Below are 16,655 nucleotides of genomic sequence, written 5' to 3'. Positions count from 1 at the left end.
CCCCTCCACAAGCCCACCGGGGGGGGTAATCGGGGGGGTAACAGGAGTTATGCGGGTCAGCTGAGCTGGAACACGGCCTTGGGGCTGTTCTTGTTCGCCAGGCGCGCGGTGAAGACGTAGTAGGCGCCGCCGGCACCGGGCGTGGCCTCGACGGGCTCGCAGCCCTGCACCGTGCGGTTGCGCTGCCACGGGAAGTTCGCCGTCTCGCTCTTGCCCGGAGCAATGGTCTTCATCAGGTCCGCGCTCTCCGCCTGGCAGTCCTTGGAGGAGAAGATCCGGTCCGAGCCGCTGGTGATCATGTACTCCATCTGCGACGTCCCGATGTTGACCTCGCACGGGACCTTGTTGTTGTTGGTCACCGTGAGGCTCAGCAGCGGCTTCTCACCGGCGGCGTAAGCCTGTTTGTCGGTGGCGGCCGTAACGGTGATCAGATTCTGCTCGCAGCCCTCCCCCGATGTGGCCGTGGGTGAGGCCGAAGCCTCCCCGGACGCCGTCGGGCTACCCGACGCAGAGCCTGCCGGGCTGGCCGCCGGCGACGGTGCTGCCCCGGACGGCTGGGCGCCGGCAGACGGGCCCCCGCCCAGAGCATTCGACACCGCCACAAAGCCGCCGAAGGCTACGGCGATGACGAGCAGCAGGACCACCCCTGCAAACAGCCGGCGGCGGCGGTAGACCCGGCGCAGCGGGGGCCGTCCGGATTTGCGCCCGGATTGCCCCGGGACCGAACCTTTCGGCCGCGAACCGCCCGTACCTGAAGTGCCTTGCCTGACCATTCTTCTAGCCTAGAGAACCGCGCGGGCTATGGCGCCCGACCACGCCGCGGGACCTGACGCCGTCCCGATCCGTTACCCCGATCTATTACGCTGAATGGATCGAAACTCTAACCCCCACGCCCCCAGTATCCGCCGCGGCACCGCGGGACCCCCTGCCTGCCGGGGCGCCCGCCCGTGCCGACAATCTCCCAGCCCTCCATGCGGCCCTGGATGACTGGTTCGCGTCCAACGCCAGGGATCTGCCGTGGCGGGCCGCGGACTGCACGCCCTGGGGTGTGCTGGTCAGCGAAGTGATGCTCCAGCAGACGCCGGTGGTCCGGGTCCTGCCGGTCTGGGAGGAGTGGCTGCGCCGCTGGCCGGAACCGGCAGATCTGGCCGGCGAACCCGCCGGGGAGGCCGTCCGGTCCTGGGGCCGGCTGGGATATCCCCGGCGCGCCCTGCGCCTGCATGCTGCCGCCGTCGCCATCAGGGACAGCCACGGCGGGGCCGTCCCCGGCACCTACACCGAGCTCCTGGACCTGCCCGGCGTGGGCAGCTACACGGCCGCGGCCGTCGCCGCGTTCGCCTACGGATGCCGCGAAACGGTGGTGGACACGAACATCCGCCGGGTCCACGCGCGGCTGGTCACCGGCTCTGCCCTGCCGGCGCAGGCCCTGACCGCCGCCGAAATGCGGCTGGCGGCATCGCTGCTTCCGGAACGCCCCGGCGCCTCGGTGCGCTGGAACGCCGCCGTCATGGAACTCGGCGCCCTGGTCTGCACTGCGCGGACCCCCAAGTGCGGCCAGTGCCCTGTCCGGGAGTCCTGCGCCTGGCTGGCGGCCGGGGAGCCGGCGCCGACGTACACGCCCAAGGGACAGGCCTGGCGCGGCACGGACCGGCAGGTACGCGGCGCCGTGATGGCCGTCCTGCGGGCAGCCGAGGAGCCCGTGGCGCCGGTCCTGTTCCACCAGGCTCCCGCGGACCTGGGCTTCGAACCGCAGGGCATCGGCATTCCGCTCGCGGCCCTGCACCGGCTCAACGCGGCACCCGAGCAGCTGGAACGGGCGATGGCAGGGCTGCTGGGCGACGGCCTCGCCGAACTGCACCAGGGCGGCTTCCGGCTCCCGGGCTGAGGATCTACGCTGGAGCATGCGCAAGCTGGCGGCCGCGGCCGTGCTGGTCCTCACCGCGGTCGTGGCTGTCGCGTGCCGGCCGGAGGCCGCCTGCCCGGCGATCGCCCAGGCGCCCGTTGTGTCGCTCACGGTGGACCGGGAGTACGCCCCGTCAGTGCGGACCATCCATCTGGCCGCGTGCCAGGACGGCCGCTGCAAGGAGGCGGACCTCGAACTGGTTCCCGGGAGCACGGCCGTGGACCAAGGCTGCGAGCCGGGCCCCTACGGCGGCGACGGCGTCTGCTCGGCCACTTCTTCGCCCGACGGCACCCTGACCGGAATGCTGATGATGGAGACGCTGAGCGCCAGCCGGATCGAGGTGACGGCCACGGGCACGGACACCGCCGGGAACCCGCTGCCGGCCAGGACCGCGGCGTTCACGCCCCGGGCGGCACACCCGTTTGGCGAGCAGTGCGGAACCTTCATCACCGCCAGCGTGGTGCTCGACGCGGCCGGCCTCCGCCAGGCACCCTAGCGCTTACGGTTCTCCGAACCCCGAGCCGACCAGGCGTTCAAGGTAGTCGACCGCCTTGGCGGCGTCCGGGCCGCTGGCCTCCACGTGCAGGACGGTTCCCTTGCCGGCGGCAAGCATCATGAGCTCGGTCATGGAGGCGCCATCGGCGCCGTTCACGGTCACCTCGGCGTCCATGGCGGACAGGCCTCCGGCGATCTTCGCTGCCGGCCGGGCATGCATGCCGGTCTGGTTGACGAGCACAAAGTCCCCGGTGGCGTCCGGCGGCTGCTGGTGCACATGCCCCGCCTCCGCGGGATGGGCGGGGGGCCGGTAGACGGCCTCGGCCGCGTCCTTCACCGCTGCCGCTTCGGCCCCTGCCTGGGCAGCCACCGCGGCCGCGACGAGTCCTTCGACGATGGGCGCGTCAGCAATCAGCACCGAGCCTGGATCGGCTGCAAACTCCGCAGCGGACTCGGCCGTCATCACCGCGGAGCCGAGGTCGGCGAGCACCACCACACCGTCACCGGCAGCCTGCTCCAGGGCCGCCATGACCTTGTCCAGGCTCGTGCCGATGCGGCCGTCGTCGGTGCCGCCGGCGGGGAGGATCAGGACGTCGGGAGCCATCTGCGCGGCGAGTTCGACGGCGCCGTCCGCGATCTTGGAGCTGTGCGAGACGACCACCAGCCGGACTGTCATTCGGCCGCTCCGGCCGCGGCGCGCAGAATCAGCGCGCTGGAGACCGCTCCGGGGTCGCGGTGGCCGATGCTGCGCTCCCCCAGGTAGCTGGCCCGGCCCTTGCGGGCGAGCATCGGATCCGTGGACACGGCGCCGGCTTCGGCGGCTTCCGCCGCGGCAAGCAGCACCTTTCTGACGTCCCCGTCGCCGTCGCCAGCCGCTGCGGCGGCCGCCTCGATCGCGGGAGTCCAGGCGTCCACCATGGTCTTGTCGCCGGATTCGGCCTTGCCGCGGGCGACGATCCCGTCGCGGGCGGCCTGCAGCGCGGCGGCGAGGGTGGCGGCGTCGACGTCGGAGCTCTCACCCAGGGCCGTGGCGGCCCGCAGGAACGCCGTGCCGTAAAGCGGGCCGGCCGCCCCGCCGACCTTGGACATCAGGGTCATGGCCGTCAGTTTCAGCGCCGCGGCCGGGGTTTCCGGCGGCGCCTCGGCAAGTTTGTCCATCACGGCCCTGAAGCCGCGGTCCATGTTCTCGCCGTGGTCCGAGTCCCCGATGGGCCGGTCCAGCTCGATCAGTTCCACCCGGTGTTCCGCCATGGCCTGCGCCGAAAGCGTCAGCCACCGCACCGCCCAGCCGACGTCCAAGCCCACGGTCAGACGCCCCAGCGAAGGGCCGGAGTGTGCACTGGAGCGTCCCAGAGCGTTGTCATCTCGTCATCGAGGCGCAGGACAGTGATGGAGCAGCCCTGCATTTCGAGGGAGGTGATGAAGTTGCCCACCAGGGAGCGGGCCACGGTGACGCCCTGCTCGGCCAGTTTCTGCGCGGCCCTGCGGTAGACGATGTACAGCTCGCTTTGCGGGGTGCCGCCCATGCCGTTGACGAACAGGAGCACCTGGTCCCCGGAAGTAAGGCCGAGGTCGCTGACCACCGGATCCAGGAGCCGGTCGGTGATGCCGTCGGCGTTTTCCATCGGGATGCGGTGCCGTCCCGGTTCGCCGTGGATGCCGATGCCGATCTCGATCTCGTTTTCCTCGAGCTCAAAGCTGGGCACCCCGGCATGCGGAACGGTGCAGGCAGACAACGCCACGCCCATGCTGCGCACGTTCTGGTTGACGCGGTCACCGATCGCGGCGACGGCGTCCAGGTTGTCACCGCGCTCCGCGGCCGCACCGGCAATTTTCTCGACCAGGACGGTGCCGCCGACGCCCCGGCGCCCGGCCGTGTACAGCGAATCCTCCACGGCGACGTCGTCGTTGACGAGCACGGTGCGGATCTCGACGCCTTCGGCCTGCGCGAGTTCGGCGGCGGTTTCGAAGTTCAGGACGTCACCGGTGTAGTTCTTCACGATGTGCACGACGCCGGCGCCGGAGCTTACGGCCAGCGTGGCCGGCAGGATCTGGTCCGGAGTGGGAGAGGTGAACACGGCGCCCGGGACGGCGGCGTCGAGCATGCCCAGGCCCACGTACCCGCCGTGCAGCGGCTCGTGTCCGCTGCCGCCGCCGGAGACGAGCCCGACTTTCCCTGCGACGGGAGCGTCCTTGCGCACGATGTATTTCGGGTCCGGGAAGACGGTCACGAGGTCGGCGTGAGCAAGCCCGAACCCTTCCACTGACTCGTCGACCACGGCTTTGGGATCATTGATGAGTTTCTTCATGGCGGTGCTCCCTGGATGGTGTCCTGGCTGCTTGCTTAGACCCTACTACCGGGGCACGGCCGGCGGTAGGCTCCCCGTTCCCCCGGCCCGGGCTCCCTGGCGGGCTGCGAATCCCGGGGCGGCGGGGTTGTGGCCGTGCGTTCCGAACCCACGCGCTTCAGGCTTGTTGGTCGGCCCACGCCGGAGAATGCGGCCAGGCATCGACGCCCAGCCATGAGAACGGCGGCGCGGCGAGCCGGCCCTTGCGGGCGCGGGACGCGGCCGGCGGTCCTGACGCGGCAGATACCGCCCCGGCGGTCTGCCCCGTCACGCCGGCGCCGGCGCCGGGCGAGGAGTGGTTGGCGGGCTCGGGCGGCAGCGCTTCCAGCGGCTGGTCCGGCGGCCCTGCCGGAGCGCTGGCGATTGACCTGTGGATTGCGGAGAGATCGGGAAAAATCACGGCTTTGTGCAATTTTTTGCCTCCGGAAGTATGGCGGCCCACCCCCTGGGCCGGCATCAGTTTATCCATCAAATTTATTGAAGGGAAGCCCTGCGTGGACGTCGAGTTCCTGGCGGCCGCCGATGCCGGCGCCGTCTTCGCCGGCCGGGACGCCGCCTTCGCCGACCGGGGCCGCCCTCGCCGGCCGGGGCGCAGCCCTCGCTGGCCCGGGCGCAGCCGCAACCCGGCGAGGGCTACAGCTCCTTGATCATCCTGGTGTTGCCCAGCGTGTTCGGTTTAACCCGCGCCAGGTCCAGGAACTCGGCCACGCCTTCGTCGTGCGAGCGCAGGAGCTCGGAATACACCACGGGGTCGACGGCGGTCTGGTCAGCCATGACTTCAAAGCCGTGCTTCTTGAAGAACTCCACTTCGAACGTCAGGCAGAAGACCCGGGAGACTCCCAGCGCGCGGGCATCCTCCAGCAGGCGCTCCACCAGCGCGTGGCCCACGCCCTTGCCGCGCCAGGCGTCCGAGGCCGCGAGGGTGCGGACCTCGGCGAGGTCCTCCCACATGACGTGCAGCGCCCCGCAGCCGATCACCTCGCCGTCTTCGGATTCGGCGATCCGGAACTCCTGCAGGCTTTCGTAATAGGCCACGGTTTCCTTGGCCATGAGGATCCGCTGGTCAGCCAGCGGCGCCACGAGGGTCTTGATGGCGCCAACGTCGTCGGTGCGGGCGGGGCGGATGCGGATCGTCTCAGTGGCGGTCTCAGTCACGGTCTCAGTCACAGCCCAATCTTACGGGTGCCCCGGGCGCGGCCGGCTCCCTGCCGGCACGGGCCCCGGGCCGTCAGAGACCTAGTTCGTCGGGGACGGGAACGTCCTTGTCCAGCAGGTTCCTGGCCAGGAAGTGCTCCACGACGCCGTACCAGACCTTGGCGTGCTGCGGCTGCAGGATCCAGTGGTTCTCGTCCGGGAAATACAGGAAACGGTGGTCCGTTTCGCCGTTTCCGTCCGCCGCCAGCTGCGACTTGGCGAGCAGCTCGTACCAGAGCCGGAGTCCCTCGCCGATCGGTACGCGGTAGTCCTTGTCGCCATGGATGACCAGCATGGGAGTGCGGATGTTCTCCACGTGCAGGTGCGGGGAGTTCTCCAGCGCCATCTCTGCCGTCATCTCCTTGAGCCAGTACTGCGCGGCGTCGGTGGTGGGGCCGAACTGGTCCAGGGCCCAGAGGCTGGCGTGCGTGACGATTGCCTTGAAGCGGTCCGTCTGCCCGGCCACCCAGTTGGCCATGTACCCGCCGAACGAGCCGCCCATGGCGGCCGTGCGCGTCTGGTCGATGTCGGAGCGCTGCACGACGGCGTCGGTGATGGCCATCAGGTCGGTGAACGGAGCCTTGCCCCATTCCCCCCAGCCGCGCTGGATGTGGTCCTGACCGTAGCCGGTGGAGAGGGCAGGGTCCGGGAGCAGCACCGCGTAGCCGCGCGCCACCAGCAGCCACGGGTTCCAGCGCCACGTCCAGGCGTTCCAGGATCCCAGCGGGCCGCCATGGATCCAGAGCAGCAGCGGGGCCGGGGCCGCGGCGGACGCGCCCTCGGGCAGGGCCAGGTACGCGGGCACACGGGCGCCGCCGGCCGCCGTCGTCTCCACGCGCTCCAGCGTGCCCTTGAAGTGCGGGCGTTCCGCGGGCGCGGGCAGGCGGACGACGTCACCGGAGGCGAGGTCGATCCGCACAGGTTCGGCGGGGAATTCGTAGGAGCTGCGCAGGGCGTAGGCGCTGCGTCCGTCCGGTGCGACGACGACGTCGGTGTACGCCGCGGCGTCGGCCGTCAGGCGTAGCACCTGGGCCGCCCCGTCCGGGTCTCCGGCCACACCGATCCGGAATACCGGCGATGCGCCGTCCTCGTCGGCGGTGACCAGCAGGGCCGATCCGTCCGGCAGCCATGCGGCGGGGCGGGCCCAGCGGTCCCAGTCATGGGCGAGCGGCGTCAGGGCGCTGCCCCCTGCCGCCGGGCCAGTGACGTGGAGGAGGTGCAGCTTGACCTGCGGCGCCGCCAGCGGCGTGGTGTCGCTTTCGCTGACCACCACCAGGCTCCGGCCGTCCGGGCTGACCGGGCCCGGGAAGTAGCTCAGGCCTTCCGTGTCCAGCAGGACCGTGCGGGTGCCGGTGGCGACGTCGATGGCGACCAGCACGGAACGTGAATCGGCGTTGGCGAGGGGCTTGGCGAAGCTGCTGTAGATCGTCGTGCCGTCCGGACTGAGCACCGATTCGGCGTCCCTGAGCCGCGTTCCGGCGTCGGGCGTCAGGTTGCGCAGCTTCAGCGGCGGCGCGGCGTCGACGGTGGCCGGCTTTCCGGCCTCCAACGGGTCTCCGGGTTCGACGGCGAACAGCCGCGGCTGCGCCGGGCCCAGGTCCGCGTCCCAGTAGCGGACTGGGTAGCTGCTGTGCAGGATGGCCGCGACCTTGTTGTCTTTGCGCGCTTTCCGGCGTTCCTCGTCATTGTCCTCGTCCGTGGAGCCGGCCAGGACCGAGGCCGCGACCACCACGGTGTCGGCGTCCTTGGCGGCGTGGACCCCGCCGATTCCGCCGGCCCGGGACAAGGCCACCCGGGCTTCGCCGCCGTCGGACGGCAGGATCCAGAGGGCGTTCACCGGGTCGGCCTCGGGGCTCTCCGGGTCGGGACGGGCCGAGGTGAAGTACAGGTCGCCGTTGGCGGCAAACACCGCACCGGCCTCCCCTTTGGCGCTGCGCGTGATCCGGCGGGCCTGTTTGGCCCCGCCCGGATCCACCTCCCACAGCGCGGTGCAGTATTCGGTTCCGTTCGCGCCGAGTGTCGCCACGGTGGTCACCAGCCGGGTGCCGTCCGGGCTCAGCGTCAAACCGCTCACTCTGGGGATCGCAAGGTAGTGGTCCAGATCGTGGAAGGGGGTCTCGGGTTGTTCGCTCAGGGTCTCTGAGTCCTTAGCAGCCATGCACCGATTCAACACCGAATGTGGCATCGATCACAAAACGTTCACTAAGAGTGAAACATTGCTTTCAGATAGGGCTCCCGAATCATGCGGGACGGGCCCTGGCGCTTCAGCACGGACACCGTCCGCCGTTCGCCGAAGATGGCCGCTAAGCCAGCTCCCATAGCGGCCATCTCTGGCAAATGGTTCACGACGGCGGGCAACGCAAAGGCCCCGCCGTCCCTTTCGGGGCAGCGGGGCCGTTGTTGATGGTGCTTAGACGCTCGGAGCGATCTCCGGGATGCGCGGCTTGGCGTTGCCGGCGAAGGTGAACTTCGCGTCGTCGCCTTCGCCTTCGACGTCCACCACCACGATGTCGCCGGCGTGCAGTTCGCCGAAGAGGATCTTCTCGGAGAGCTGGTCCTCGATCTCGCGCTGGATGGTGCGGCGCAGCGGCCGGGCACCCATGGCGGGGTCGTAGCCGCGGGTCGCCAGGAGCACCTTGGCCGCGGACGTGAGCTCGATGCCCATGTCCTTGTCCTTGAGGCGCTTCTCCAGGCGGGCGACGAACATGTCCACGATCTCGATGATCTCGTCCTGGGTCAGCTGCGGGAAGACCACAACATCGTCAACACGGTTCAGGAACTCGGGGCGGAAGTGCTGCTTGAGCTCTTCCGTGACCCGGGCCCGCATCCGGTTGTAGCCGGTCTGCGTGTCCGTGCCGGACTGGAAGCCGGTGGCAACGCTCTTGGAGATGTCCCGGGTGCCGAGGTTCGTGGTCATGATGATCACGGTGTTCTTGAAGTCCACCACGCGGCCCTGGGAGTCGGTCAGGCGGCCGTCTTCCAGGATCTGCAGGAGCGAGTTGAAGAGATCGGCGTGCGCCTTCTCCACTTCATCGAACAGGACCACGGAGAACGGACGACGGCGGACCTTCTCGGTCAGCTGGCCGCCTTCCTCGTAGCCCACGTAGCCCGGAGGGGCACCGAAGAGCCGCGACACCGTGTGCTTCTCCGAGTACTCGGACATGTCCAGGGTGATCAGGGCGTCTTCCTCGCCGAACAGGAACTCGGCGAGGGCCTTGGCCAGTTCGGTCTTGCCGACGCCGGTGGGGCCGGCGAAGATGAACGAGCCGCCCGGACGCTTGGGGTCCTTGAGGCCTGCACGGGTGCGCCGGATCGCCTGGGACAGGGCCTTGATGGCCTCGTTCTGGCCGACCACGCGCTTGTGGAGCTCGTCTTCCATCTTCAGCAGGCGCGAGGACTCTTCCTCGGTCAGCTTGAAGACCGGGATGCCGGTGGAGTTCGCCAGCACTTCAGCGATGAGGTCTTCATCAACTTCGGAGATGTCGTCCATGCCGCCGGTCTTCCACTGGCGTTCCTTTTCGGCGCGCTCGGCAATGAGCTTCTGCTCCTTGTCGCGCAGCGACGCGGCGCCTTCGAAGTCCTGCGCGTCGATCGCGGATTCCTTCTCCAGCTTCATGGCGGCGATCTTCTCGTCCATGATCTTGAGCTCCGGCGGAGCAGTCATGCGGCGGATACGCAACCGCGCACCGGCCTCGTCGATCAGGTCGATTGCCTTGTCCGGCAGGAATCGGTCCGAGATGTAGCGCTCGGAAAGGGCCGCCGCCGAGGCGAGGGCGCCGTCGGTGATGGTGACGCGGTGGTGTGCCTCATACCGGTCGCGGAGGCCCTTGAGGATCTCGATCGCGTGCGCGACGGAGGGTTCCTTGACCTGGATCGGCTGGAAGCGGCGCTCCAGCGCGGCATCCTTCTCGATGTGCTTGCGGTATTCGTCCAGCGTGGTGGCCCCGATGGTCTGGAGTTCGCCGCGGGCCAGCATGGGCTTCAGGATCGAGGCCGCATCGATGGCGCCTTCGGCGGCACCGGCACCCACCAGGGTGTGGATCTCATCGATGAACAGGATGATGTCACCGCGCGTGCGGATCTCCTTGAGGACCTTCTTCAGGCGCTCTTCGAAGTCGCCGCGGTAGCGGGAGCCGGCCACGAGGGACCCGAGGTCCAGCGTGTAAAGCTGCTTGTCCTTGATGGTCTCCGGGACGTCCCCGCGGACGATCGCCTGGGCCAGGCCCTCGACGACGGCGGTCTTGCCGACGCCGGGCTCACCAATCAGCACAGGGTTGTTCTTGGTGCGGCGGGAAAGGACCTGCATGACGCGTTCCATTTCCTGCTCGCGGCCGATCACGGGGTCCAGCTTGTTCTCGCGCGCCGCCTGGGTCAGGTTGCGGCCGAACTGGTCCAGGACAACGGACCCGGCCGGGGTCCCCTCAGCCTGCCCGGGGCCGACACCGGCGCCCGTGGCTTCCTTGCCCTGGTAACCCGAGAGCAGCTGGATGACCTGCGAGCGGACCCGGTTCAGGTCTGCGCCGAGCTTGACGAGCACCTGGGCGGCAACGCCTTCGCCCTCCCGGATAAGGCCGAGGAGGATGTGCTCGGTACCAATGTAGTTATGGCCCAGCTGCAGCGCCTCGCGCAGCGAGAGCTCCAGGACCTTCTTGGCGCGGGGGGTAAAGGGGATGTGGCCGGAGGGCGCCTGCTGGCCCTGGCCGATGATCTCCTGGACCTGCTCGCGGACACCGTCGAGCGAAATGCTCAAGGATTCAAGGGCTTTGGCGGCAACACCTTCACCCTCATGGATCAGACCCAAGAGGATGTGTTCGGTACCAATGTAATTGTGGTTCAGCATGCGTGCCTCTTCTTGGGCAAGCACAACTACGCGACGGGCACGGTCCGTAAATCGCTCAAACATTTCGCCACACTCCTAGCTACGACGTACTTTGATGCTACGTGGCCGGGTTCCAGATTTGGGGCTTGTTCGCCACAGGGGAAACCGGAGGGTTGCGCAACCGCGCCCGGACCGGGTCCCGGACAAGGGGCAAGAACCGCCCGGAACCCCACCGGACGGGCGCAACCGGCCCTTCCGGAAGGGCGCATCCGGCTCTTCCGGAAGGGCGCAACCGGCCGCTAAGCGGGCCGGCCGGGTGAACGGGCGCACCGACGGACGGGCGCCGTCGGCATCGCAAAGGTGCCCGAATTGACGAAGATGGCCGCTAAGCCTGGACCCATAGCGGCCATCTTCGGCAAATTGTTCACCTCGTGCGGGACATCTCCCTGGAAATGCTGCAGCGGAGGAACATGGGCGGCGGAGCCTGTTCATCGCCGGGCGGGCGAGCCGATCTGCCGGACGGGCGCACCGACGCCGGCATGGCAATGCCCCCGTCAGATAACGGGGGCATTGGCATTTGACAGTCGCTCGATTACGACGGCATGAAACGTGATTGCGGCTTGATACTGCGCCCACATGCCGGGCCCGGCACTGCGGCCTGACGCCGGGCCCTGCTAGGAATTAGCCTTTTGGTAGGCTTCCTGAATTTCAGCCTGGATGCGTCCGCGGCTGTTTACCGCATAGCCGTTGTCCCGTGCCCACTGGCGGATCTGGGCAGAGTCCTGATTCCGTCCGCTGGAAATTTTCGTGCGCGTGGCGCGTCCGCTTGACGTTTTGCGCGCGTGCGTCACAAATCGGTCCACCGCGGAGCGCAGTTCTGATGCATTGCTTGACGACAGGTCAATTTCGTAGCTGACGCCGTCAAGGCCAAACCGGACAGTTTCGTCCGCGGATCCCCCATCCAGATCATCAACGAGGATGATTTTTACTTTCTGTGCCATAAAGGACTCTCTTTCCAAAGATCGAGCGTTTAGAAAAGCAGGATGTATCTGGAATAAGTATCCTCCGCGTTACAGCAGGGAGTCAAAGCGCAAAACTCTGTCCAAAGGAAAACCTAAGGCGGCAATAGGGAACTATTACTTCTTTCGGGTAATTAGCTTCCCAGGGTCCCGGATTCCGGTCCTTTGGCCCTAGTTTCGGCCTCGGCATGGGCGCGGGCTTCTGCCTGCCGCTCTGATTTGTCGGCATTGAATATGGATTTCATGGCAAACCAGAAAAGCAGGCCCACCACGATGGGGGGCAGCAATACGGCGATATAGTCCATGCTCAGTGTCCTTCGGGCTTCAACAGGGGGAAGAGGATCGTTTCGCGGATGCCGGCTCCGGTGAAGAGCATCACGAGCCGGTCGATGCCGAGGCCGATCCCGCCCATGGGCGGCGCGCCATACTCGAGCGCACGGAGGAAGTCTTCGTCCAGCTGCATTGCCTCCACGTCACCCGCGGCGGAACGGCGGGACTGTTCGGTGAGGCGTTCGCGCTGGATGACCGGGTCGATCAGTTCGGAGAACGCCGTGCCCCGCTCCATGCCGCCGATGATGAGGTCCCAGGCCTCGATCAGGCGGCCGTCTTCGCGGTGCTGGCGGGCCAGCGGCTGCGCGGACGGCGGATAGTCGTAGACGAACGTGGGGTTGAGCAACGTCGGCTCCACCAGTTCACCGAAGAGTTCGACGACGAGCTTCTCGGCTTCCCAGGCGGCGTCGACCTTGACCTCGTGCTTGGCAGCCAGCTCCAGCAGCTCGGCAACCGGGGTGTCGGGGGTTACTTCCTGGCCCACGAAGTCGGACAGTCCCGGGTAGACCGCCAGCCAGGTCCATTCGCCGTCGAGGTTGATCTCCCCGGCTTCGGTCTGCAGCACGCGGCCCACACCGGCGGCGTCGGCGGCGTCCAGGATGATCTCCTTGATCCGGTCCGCCATGACGAACTGGTCCGCCCACGCCTCGTAGGACTCCAGGGTGGTGAACTCGGGGCTGTGCGTGGAGTCCACGCCCTCGTTGCGGAAGACCCGGCCCATGTCGTAGACGCGGTCGATCCCGCCGACCACCGTGCGCTTGAGGTAGAGCTCGGTAGCGATGCGCAGCGTCATCTTCTGGTCGAAGGCGTTCATGTGAGTCTCGAAGGGACGGGCAGTGGCACCGCCGTGAACCAGCTGCAGCATGGGGGTTTCCACCTCAACGTAGCCCTGGCGGTGCAGGGTTTCGCGGATGGAGCGGGTGATCGCGGCGCGGGTGTACACCATCTCGCGGGCTTCGTCTCGGACAATGAGGTCCACGTAGCGCTGGCGGACACGCGTTTCTTCGTTCAGCCCGGCGTGCAGCACCGGCAGCGGGCGCAGCGCCTTCGAGGCCATGGTCCAGGAATCCGCCATGACGGAGAGTTCGCCGCGGCGTGAGGAAATGACCTCGCCCTTGATGAAGACGTGATCGCCGAGGTCCACGAGAGACTTCCACTCCGCGAGCGCCTCCTCACCGATGTTGGCCAGGCTCAGCATGACCTGCAGCCGCACGGCCTTCCCGTCCAGGCCGCCCTCCTGGAGGGTGGCGAAGCAGAGTTTGCCCGTGTTGCGGATGAAGACGATGCGGCCGGTCACGCCAACGGCGTCGCCAGTTGTTTCATCGGCCTGCAGGTAGGCGTATTTCTCCCGGATTTCCGTGAGCGAGTGCGTGCGTTCGACACCCACCGGATATGCCTCGACGCCGCGTTCGATCAGCTTGGCGCGCTTCTCCATGCGGATGCGGGTCTGTTCGCTGGCATCATGCGGCTCGGCGGCGTTGTTCGGGGTGGGGGTGTTTTGGGAAGTCACAATCCCCAAGTTTACCGTCGATTTGCGTCCGGGAAGGTCCCGGCCCGGTTCTGCCCGGGCGGCAGCCAGGCGGACGGGGTGCGGGAATAGACTCGAAGTTGTGGAGACATGGACAGTGAGGACCGACGACGGCAAGGGACACCTTGAGCTGCACACCATCCGCCCGGCGGGGCACGCACCGGGCAGAACAGCCGCGTCCGACGCCGCCGTGGCGTCCCGCGGCGAAGGATCCGGCGTCGTCGTCGTGCACGGGACCCTGATCACCGATGCGCTCTACCGGTCCTTTGCCCGAAAACTTTGCCGGCTGCTGGACCAGCCGGTGCACTGCTACAACCGCCGCGGACGCGCAGGTTCCTCGCACCAACCGGCCGACTATTCCGCCGCCACCGAGGTGGCCGACCTGGCAACCGTGCTCCGCGAGACCGGCGCCAGCGACGTCGTGGCCCACAGCTATGGCGGGTTCGTGGCCCTCGAGGCCGCCCGGCGCCTGCCGATCCGCAGGATGGTGACTTACGACGCCGCCGTGAGCCTCTCCGGGAACCTCACCCAGCGCTGGCGGCCCGAACTGGAAAGGTCCGTGGCTGCCGGCGAACTCGACCACGCCTGGGCGCATTTGGTGCAAGGCCTGGAGACGGCCGGCCCGGTGTCCATGCTGCCCTTGGGCGCGCTGCGCATGCTCAGCATCCTCTCGGCCCGGACCAGGCTCGGCGCGGAAATGCGGCAACTGCTACCCACGGCCGTCGCCGAGATGCGCGCCGTGCTGGATGCCGACGCCGAACTCGAGGATTTTGCCGCCATCACCACCCCCACCCTCATGCTCAGCGGCGGCTGGAGCCCCGGCTACTTCGCCGACACGAGCCACCAGCTTGCCGACGCCGTCCCCGCGGTCAGCTTCGCCGTGGTCCCCGGGCAGCTCCACGAAGGCCCCATCCGGCCGGGAAGCCGGCTGGCCCTCCGCACGGCCCGGTTCCTCCACGGCGGGCCCGGGGCAGCGACCCCGCCGCCCGTCAGCCTGGCCGGCAGCCTTGCAGCCGCGGGCGTGCCGGCCCGGTGGCGGCGCAGTGGGCCCGGCCGCTGAGGGCCGCGACGCGACCGACCGCTAGAATCGGGGGCGACCCTTTCGAAAGGACCCCCTTGGCCAAGCTCTACTTCCGCTACGGCGCCATGAACTCCGGCAAATCTACGGGGCTTCTGCAGGCGGCCTTCAACTATGAGGAACGTGGCCAGCGGGTCCTGCTGGCCAAGCCGGACGTGGACACCAAGGGCGACTCCGACGTCGTGTCCCGCCTGGGCATGACCCGTTCGGCGGACTTCCTGATCCCCGCCGGCGCGTCGGCCCGCGACCTGTTCACCGCCCAGGCCCACGGCGACGATCCCGACGCCCTGCTGCAGCACGTGGACACCCCGCCGGTGGCCTGCCTGCTGGTGGACGAGGCCCAGTTCCTGGAACCGGAGCAGGTGGACGACCTCTTCCGCATCGCGGTCCTGGACAACGTCCCCGTCCTCGCCTACGGCATCCGCACCGACTTCCGGACCCGCGCGTTCCCCGGTTCCCTGCGCCTGCTGGAGATCGCGCACACCCTCGAAGAGCTCAAGACCATCTGCCGCTGCGGACGGAAGGCCATCTTCAACACGCGCCGGATCGGGGACCACGTGGTGTTCGACGGGAACCAGGTTGCGATCGATGGCCAGGACGTCTGGTACGAGTCGCTCTGCGGCGCCTGCTACCTCGAGGTCTCCGGCGGCCGGCTGGGCAACTAGCGCCGGCGCGATCATGCAGCGCCGCTGCGACGGGACCACAACTGGACTGCGGTCATAGTGGACTGCGCCCTGCTGGACTGGCGCCATAGTGCACCGCGGCTTACTGCACTGGGGCGTGGCCTCGGCTAGGCTCGGAGCATGACCCGCGAGAACATCAGAACCCCCAACGGCGGAACGATTGAGCTTTTGAGCACGGGCGCCGAGCTCGCCTCGGCGGGTTCGGGCATCGTCGTCGTGCCGGCCTCGATGGTGACGGCCGCCGACTACACCCGTTTCGCGCAGAAACTCAGCGCGTCACTGGGGCGGCCGGTGCACACCTTCAACCGTCGCGGCCGCGGCTCGTCCTCCCCGCAGCCTGAGGATTACACCCTCGACGTGGACATCCACGACCTCGACGCCGTCATGAAGCACACCGCCAGCACGGACGTCTTCGGCCACAGCTTCGGCGGGGCAGTGGCCCTGCACGCGGCCCGCACCCTGCCGGTGGAACGGCTGGCCGTGTACGACCCCGCCGTGTCCGTCAATCACAGCGTCACGGCGGACTGGACGCCCGAATACGAGCGGGCGACCGCAGCCGGCGACGACGACCGCGCCCTCGCCGTCCTGCTCAAGGGCCTGGAGACCGGCAGCGCCCTGTCCCGGATGCCGCTGTCCATGCTGACGCTGGCGAACAAGCTTTCGGCGGGCACCCCGATCGGCAAGCAGCTGCGCGACCTCATGCAGACCGGCGTCCGCGAGATCAAGGCGATCATCGCCGCGGACATGCCGGCCGAACCCTTTCTGGAACTGCCGCTGGAAACGCTGATCATCGTGGGCGAGAAGAGCCCGGCCTATTTCGGGGTGGCCTGCGCCCAGATCCACGATGTCCTCTCCGGCTCCAGCTATACGATCCTGCCGGGCATGGGCCATGACGGTGTCAACAAGGCGCCGGACAAGCTGATCGCCGAGCTCAGCGCGTTTTACGCAGGCTGACCCGCAACACGCAACGCCCTACAAGCAACGCGGGGTCACTTAGCGCCCATTCCGGAGGCTCAAAGTCAATTGGTCGTTGCAACAACGGGGTTTAGGCCGCGGCGGCGATGAGGTGGCGCATGCGTTGTTTGGGGGTTTCGAGGTTCAGCGTGGGRCGGGGCCGGTTGTTGAGCTTGTCGGCGATTGCCTCGAGGTCCTCGGCGGTGAAGGTTGAGAGGTCTGTGCCCTTCTCAAACCAGTGCCGCAGCAGTCGGTTGGTGTTCTCGTTGGTTCCGCGCTGCCATGGCGAGTGCGGGTCGCAGAA

General features: G+C 68.2%; 17 protein-coding genes. 5 read left to right on the top strand and 12 right to left on the bottom strand.

Annotated features, from left to right (window positions below):
* Positions 1 to 56: 56 nt before the first annotated feature.
* A complete protein-coding gene (locus tag AC1DBX_RS16995; protein ID WP_476932299.1) occupies positions 57 to 773 on the bottom strand; it encodes a hypothetical protein in 717 nt (238 codons plus the stop codon).
* A 275-nt stretch (positions 774 to 1,048) separates the two neighbouring features.
* On the opposite strand from AC1DBX_RS16995, the gene AC1DBX_RS16990 reads away from it, so the two are divergent.
* Positions 1,049 to 1,885: an HhH-GPD family protein gene (locus AC1DBX_RS16990; RefSeq protein WP_476932298.1), complete on the top strand. Its 837-nt coding sequence runs from the start codon at positions 1,049 to 1,051 to the stop codon at positions 1,883 to 1,885.
* Between the two features lie 16 nt (positions 1,886 to 1,901).
* A complete protein-coding gene (locus AC1DBX_RS16985; protein ID WP_476849899.1) occupies positions 1,902 to 2,399 on the top strand; it encodes a hypothetical protein in 498 nt (165 codons plus the stop codon).
* A gap of 3 nt (positions 2,400 to 2,402) precedes the next feature.
* Here AC1DBX_RS16985 and dhaM read toward each other — a convergent pair whose 3' ends face one another.
* The 10 genes from dhaM to lysS form a co-directional block, all read right to left on the bottom strand.
* A complete protein-coding gene (gene dhaM, locus AC1DBX_RS16980; protein ID WP_476849900.1) occupies positions 2,403 to 3,074 on the bottom strand; it encodes a dihydroxyacetone kinase phosphoryl donor subunit DhaM in 672 nt (223 codons plus the stop codon).
* Positions 3,071 to 3,703 carry a dihydroxyacetone kinase subunit DhaL gene (dhaL, locus tag AC1DBX_RS16975; RefSeq protein ID WP_223914688.1) on the bottom strand — a complete coding sequence of 211 codons (633 nt, stop codon included), beginning with the start codon at positions 3,701 to 3,703 and terminating at the stop codon, positions 3,071 to 3,073. The genes dhaM and dhaL overlap by 4 nt, the downstream gene beginning before the upstream one ends.
* A gap of 2 nt (positions 3,704 to 3,705) precedes the next feature.
* Positions 3,706 to 4,707, bottom strand: coding sequence for a dihydroxyacetone kinase subunit DhaK (dhaK, locus tag AC1DBX_RS16970; RefSeq protein ID WP_476932297.1), 1,002 nt, complete (start codon positions 4,705 to 4,707; stop codon positions 3,706 to 3,708).
* Between the two features lie 157 nt (positions 4,708 to 4,864).
* Positions 4,865 to 5,146 (bottom strand): hypothetical protein, encoded by a 282-nt coding sequence (locus tag AC1DBX_RS16965; protein ID WP_476849902.1) that lies wholly within the window; start codon positions 5,144 to 5,146, stop codon positions 4,865 to 4,867.
* A 233-nt stretch (positions 5,147 to 5,379) separates the two neighbouring features.
* On the bottom strand, positions 5,380 to 5,913 hold the full coding sequence (locus AC1DBX_RS16960; RefSeq protein WP_476856122.1) for an amino-acid N-acetyltransferase: 534 nt from the start codon (positions 5,911 to 5,913) through the stop codon (positions 5,380 to 5,382).
* 61 nt (positions 5,914 to 5,974) lie between these two features.
* A complete protein-coding gene (locus tag AC1DBX_RS16955) occupies positions 5,975 to 8,098 on the bottom strand; it encodes a S9 family peptidase (protein WP_476932296.1) in 2,124 nt (707 codons plus the stop codon).
* 252 nt (positions 8,099 to 8,350) lie between these two features.
* On the bottom strand, positions 8,351 to 10,843 hold the full coding sequence (locus tag AC1DBX_RS16950) for an ATP-dependent Clp protease ATP-binding subunit (protein ID WP_476856120.1): 2,493 nt from the start codon (positions 10,841 to 10,843) through the stop codon (positions 8,351 to 8,353).
* Positions 10,844 to 11,433: 590 nt separating this feature from the next.
* Positions 11,434 to 11,760 carry a histone-like nucleoid-structuring protein Lsr2 gene (locus tag AC1DBX_RS16945; RefSeq protein ID WP_028276918.1) on the bottom strand — a complete coding sequence of 109 codons (327 nt, stop codon included), beginning with the start codon at positions 11,758 to 11,760 and terminating at the stop codon, positions 11,434 to 11,436.
* A 152-nt stretch (positions 11,761 to 11,912) separates the two neighbouring features.
* Positions 11,913 to 12,083, bottom strand: coding sequence for a hypothetical protein (locus AC1DBX_RS16940; protein ID WP_223914693.1), 171 nt, complete (start codon positions 12,081 to 12,083; stop codon positions 11,913 to 11,915).
* A gap of 2 nt (positions 12,084 to 12,085) precedes the next feature.
* On the bottom strand, positions 12,086 to 13,618 hold the full coding sequence (lysS, locus tag AC1DBX_RS16935; RefSeq protein WP_223914694.1) for a lysine--tRNA ligase: 1,533 nt from the start codon (positions 13,616 to 13,618) through the stop codon (positions 12,086 to 12,088).
* A 100-nt stretch (positions 13,619 to 13,718) separates the two neighbouring features.
* Between lysS and AC1DBX_RS16930 the strand changes: the two genes are divergently transcribed.
* From AC1DBX_RS16930 to AC1DBX_RS16920, 3 genes are all read left to right on the top strand, one after another.
* Positions 13,719 to 14,696 (top strand): alpha/beta fold hydrolase, encoded by a 978-nt coding sequence (locus tag AC1DBX_RS16930; protein ID WP_459383604.1) that lies wholly within the window; start codon positions 13,719 to 13,721, stop codon positions 14,694 to 14,696.
* Positions 14,697 to 14,752: 56 nt separating this feature from the next.
* Positions 14,753 to 15,379, top strand: a complete 627-nt coding sequence (locus AC1DBX_RS16925; RefSeq protein ID WP_476932295.1) for a thymidine kinase — start codon at positions 14,753 to 14,755, stop codon at positions 15,377 to 15,379.
* Positions 15,380 to 15,517: 138 nt separating this feature from the next.
* Positions 15,518 to 16,351, top strand: a complete 834-nt coding sequence (locus AC1DBX_RS16920; protein WP_028276921.1) for an alpha/beta fold hydrolase — start codon at positions 15,518 to 15,520, stop codon at positions 16,349 to 16,351.
* A 91-nt stretch (positions 16,352 to 16,442) separates the two neighbouring features.
* Here the strand turns inward: AC1DBX_RS16920 and AC1DBX_RS16915 are convergent.
* Positions 16,443 to 16,655, bottom strand: a 213-nt coding sequence (locus AC1DBX_RS16915) for a transposase (protein ID WP_476932294.1), incomplete at its 5' end; no start/stop codon positions are given.

The sequence above is a fragment of the Arthrobacter sp. 10N44_2 genome (assembly GCF_056394385.1).
This window is presented reverse-complemented; position numbering and strand designations above follow the sequence as displayed.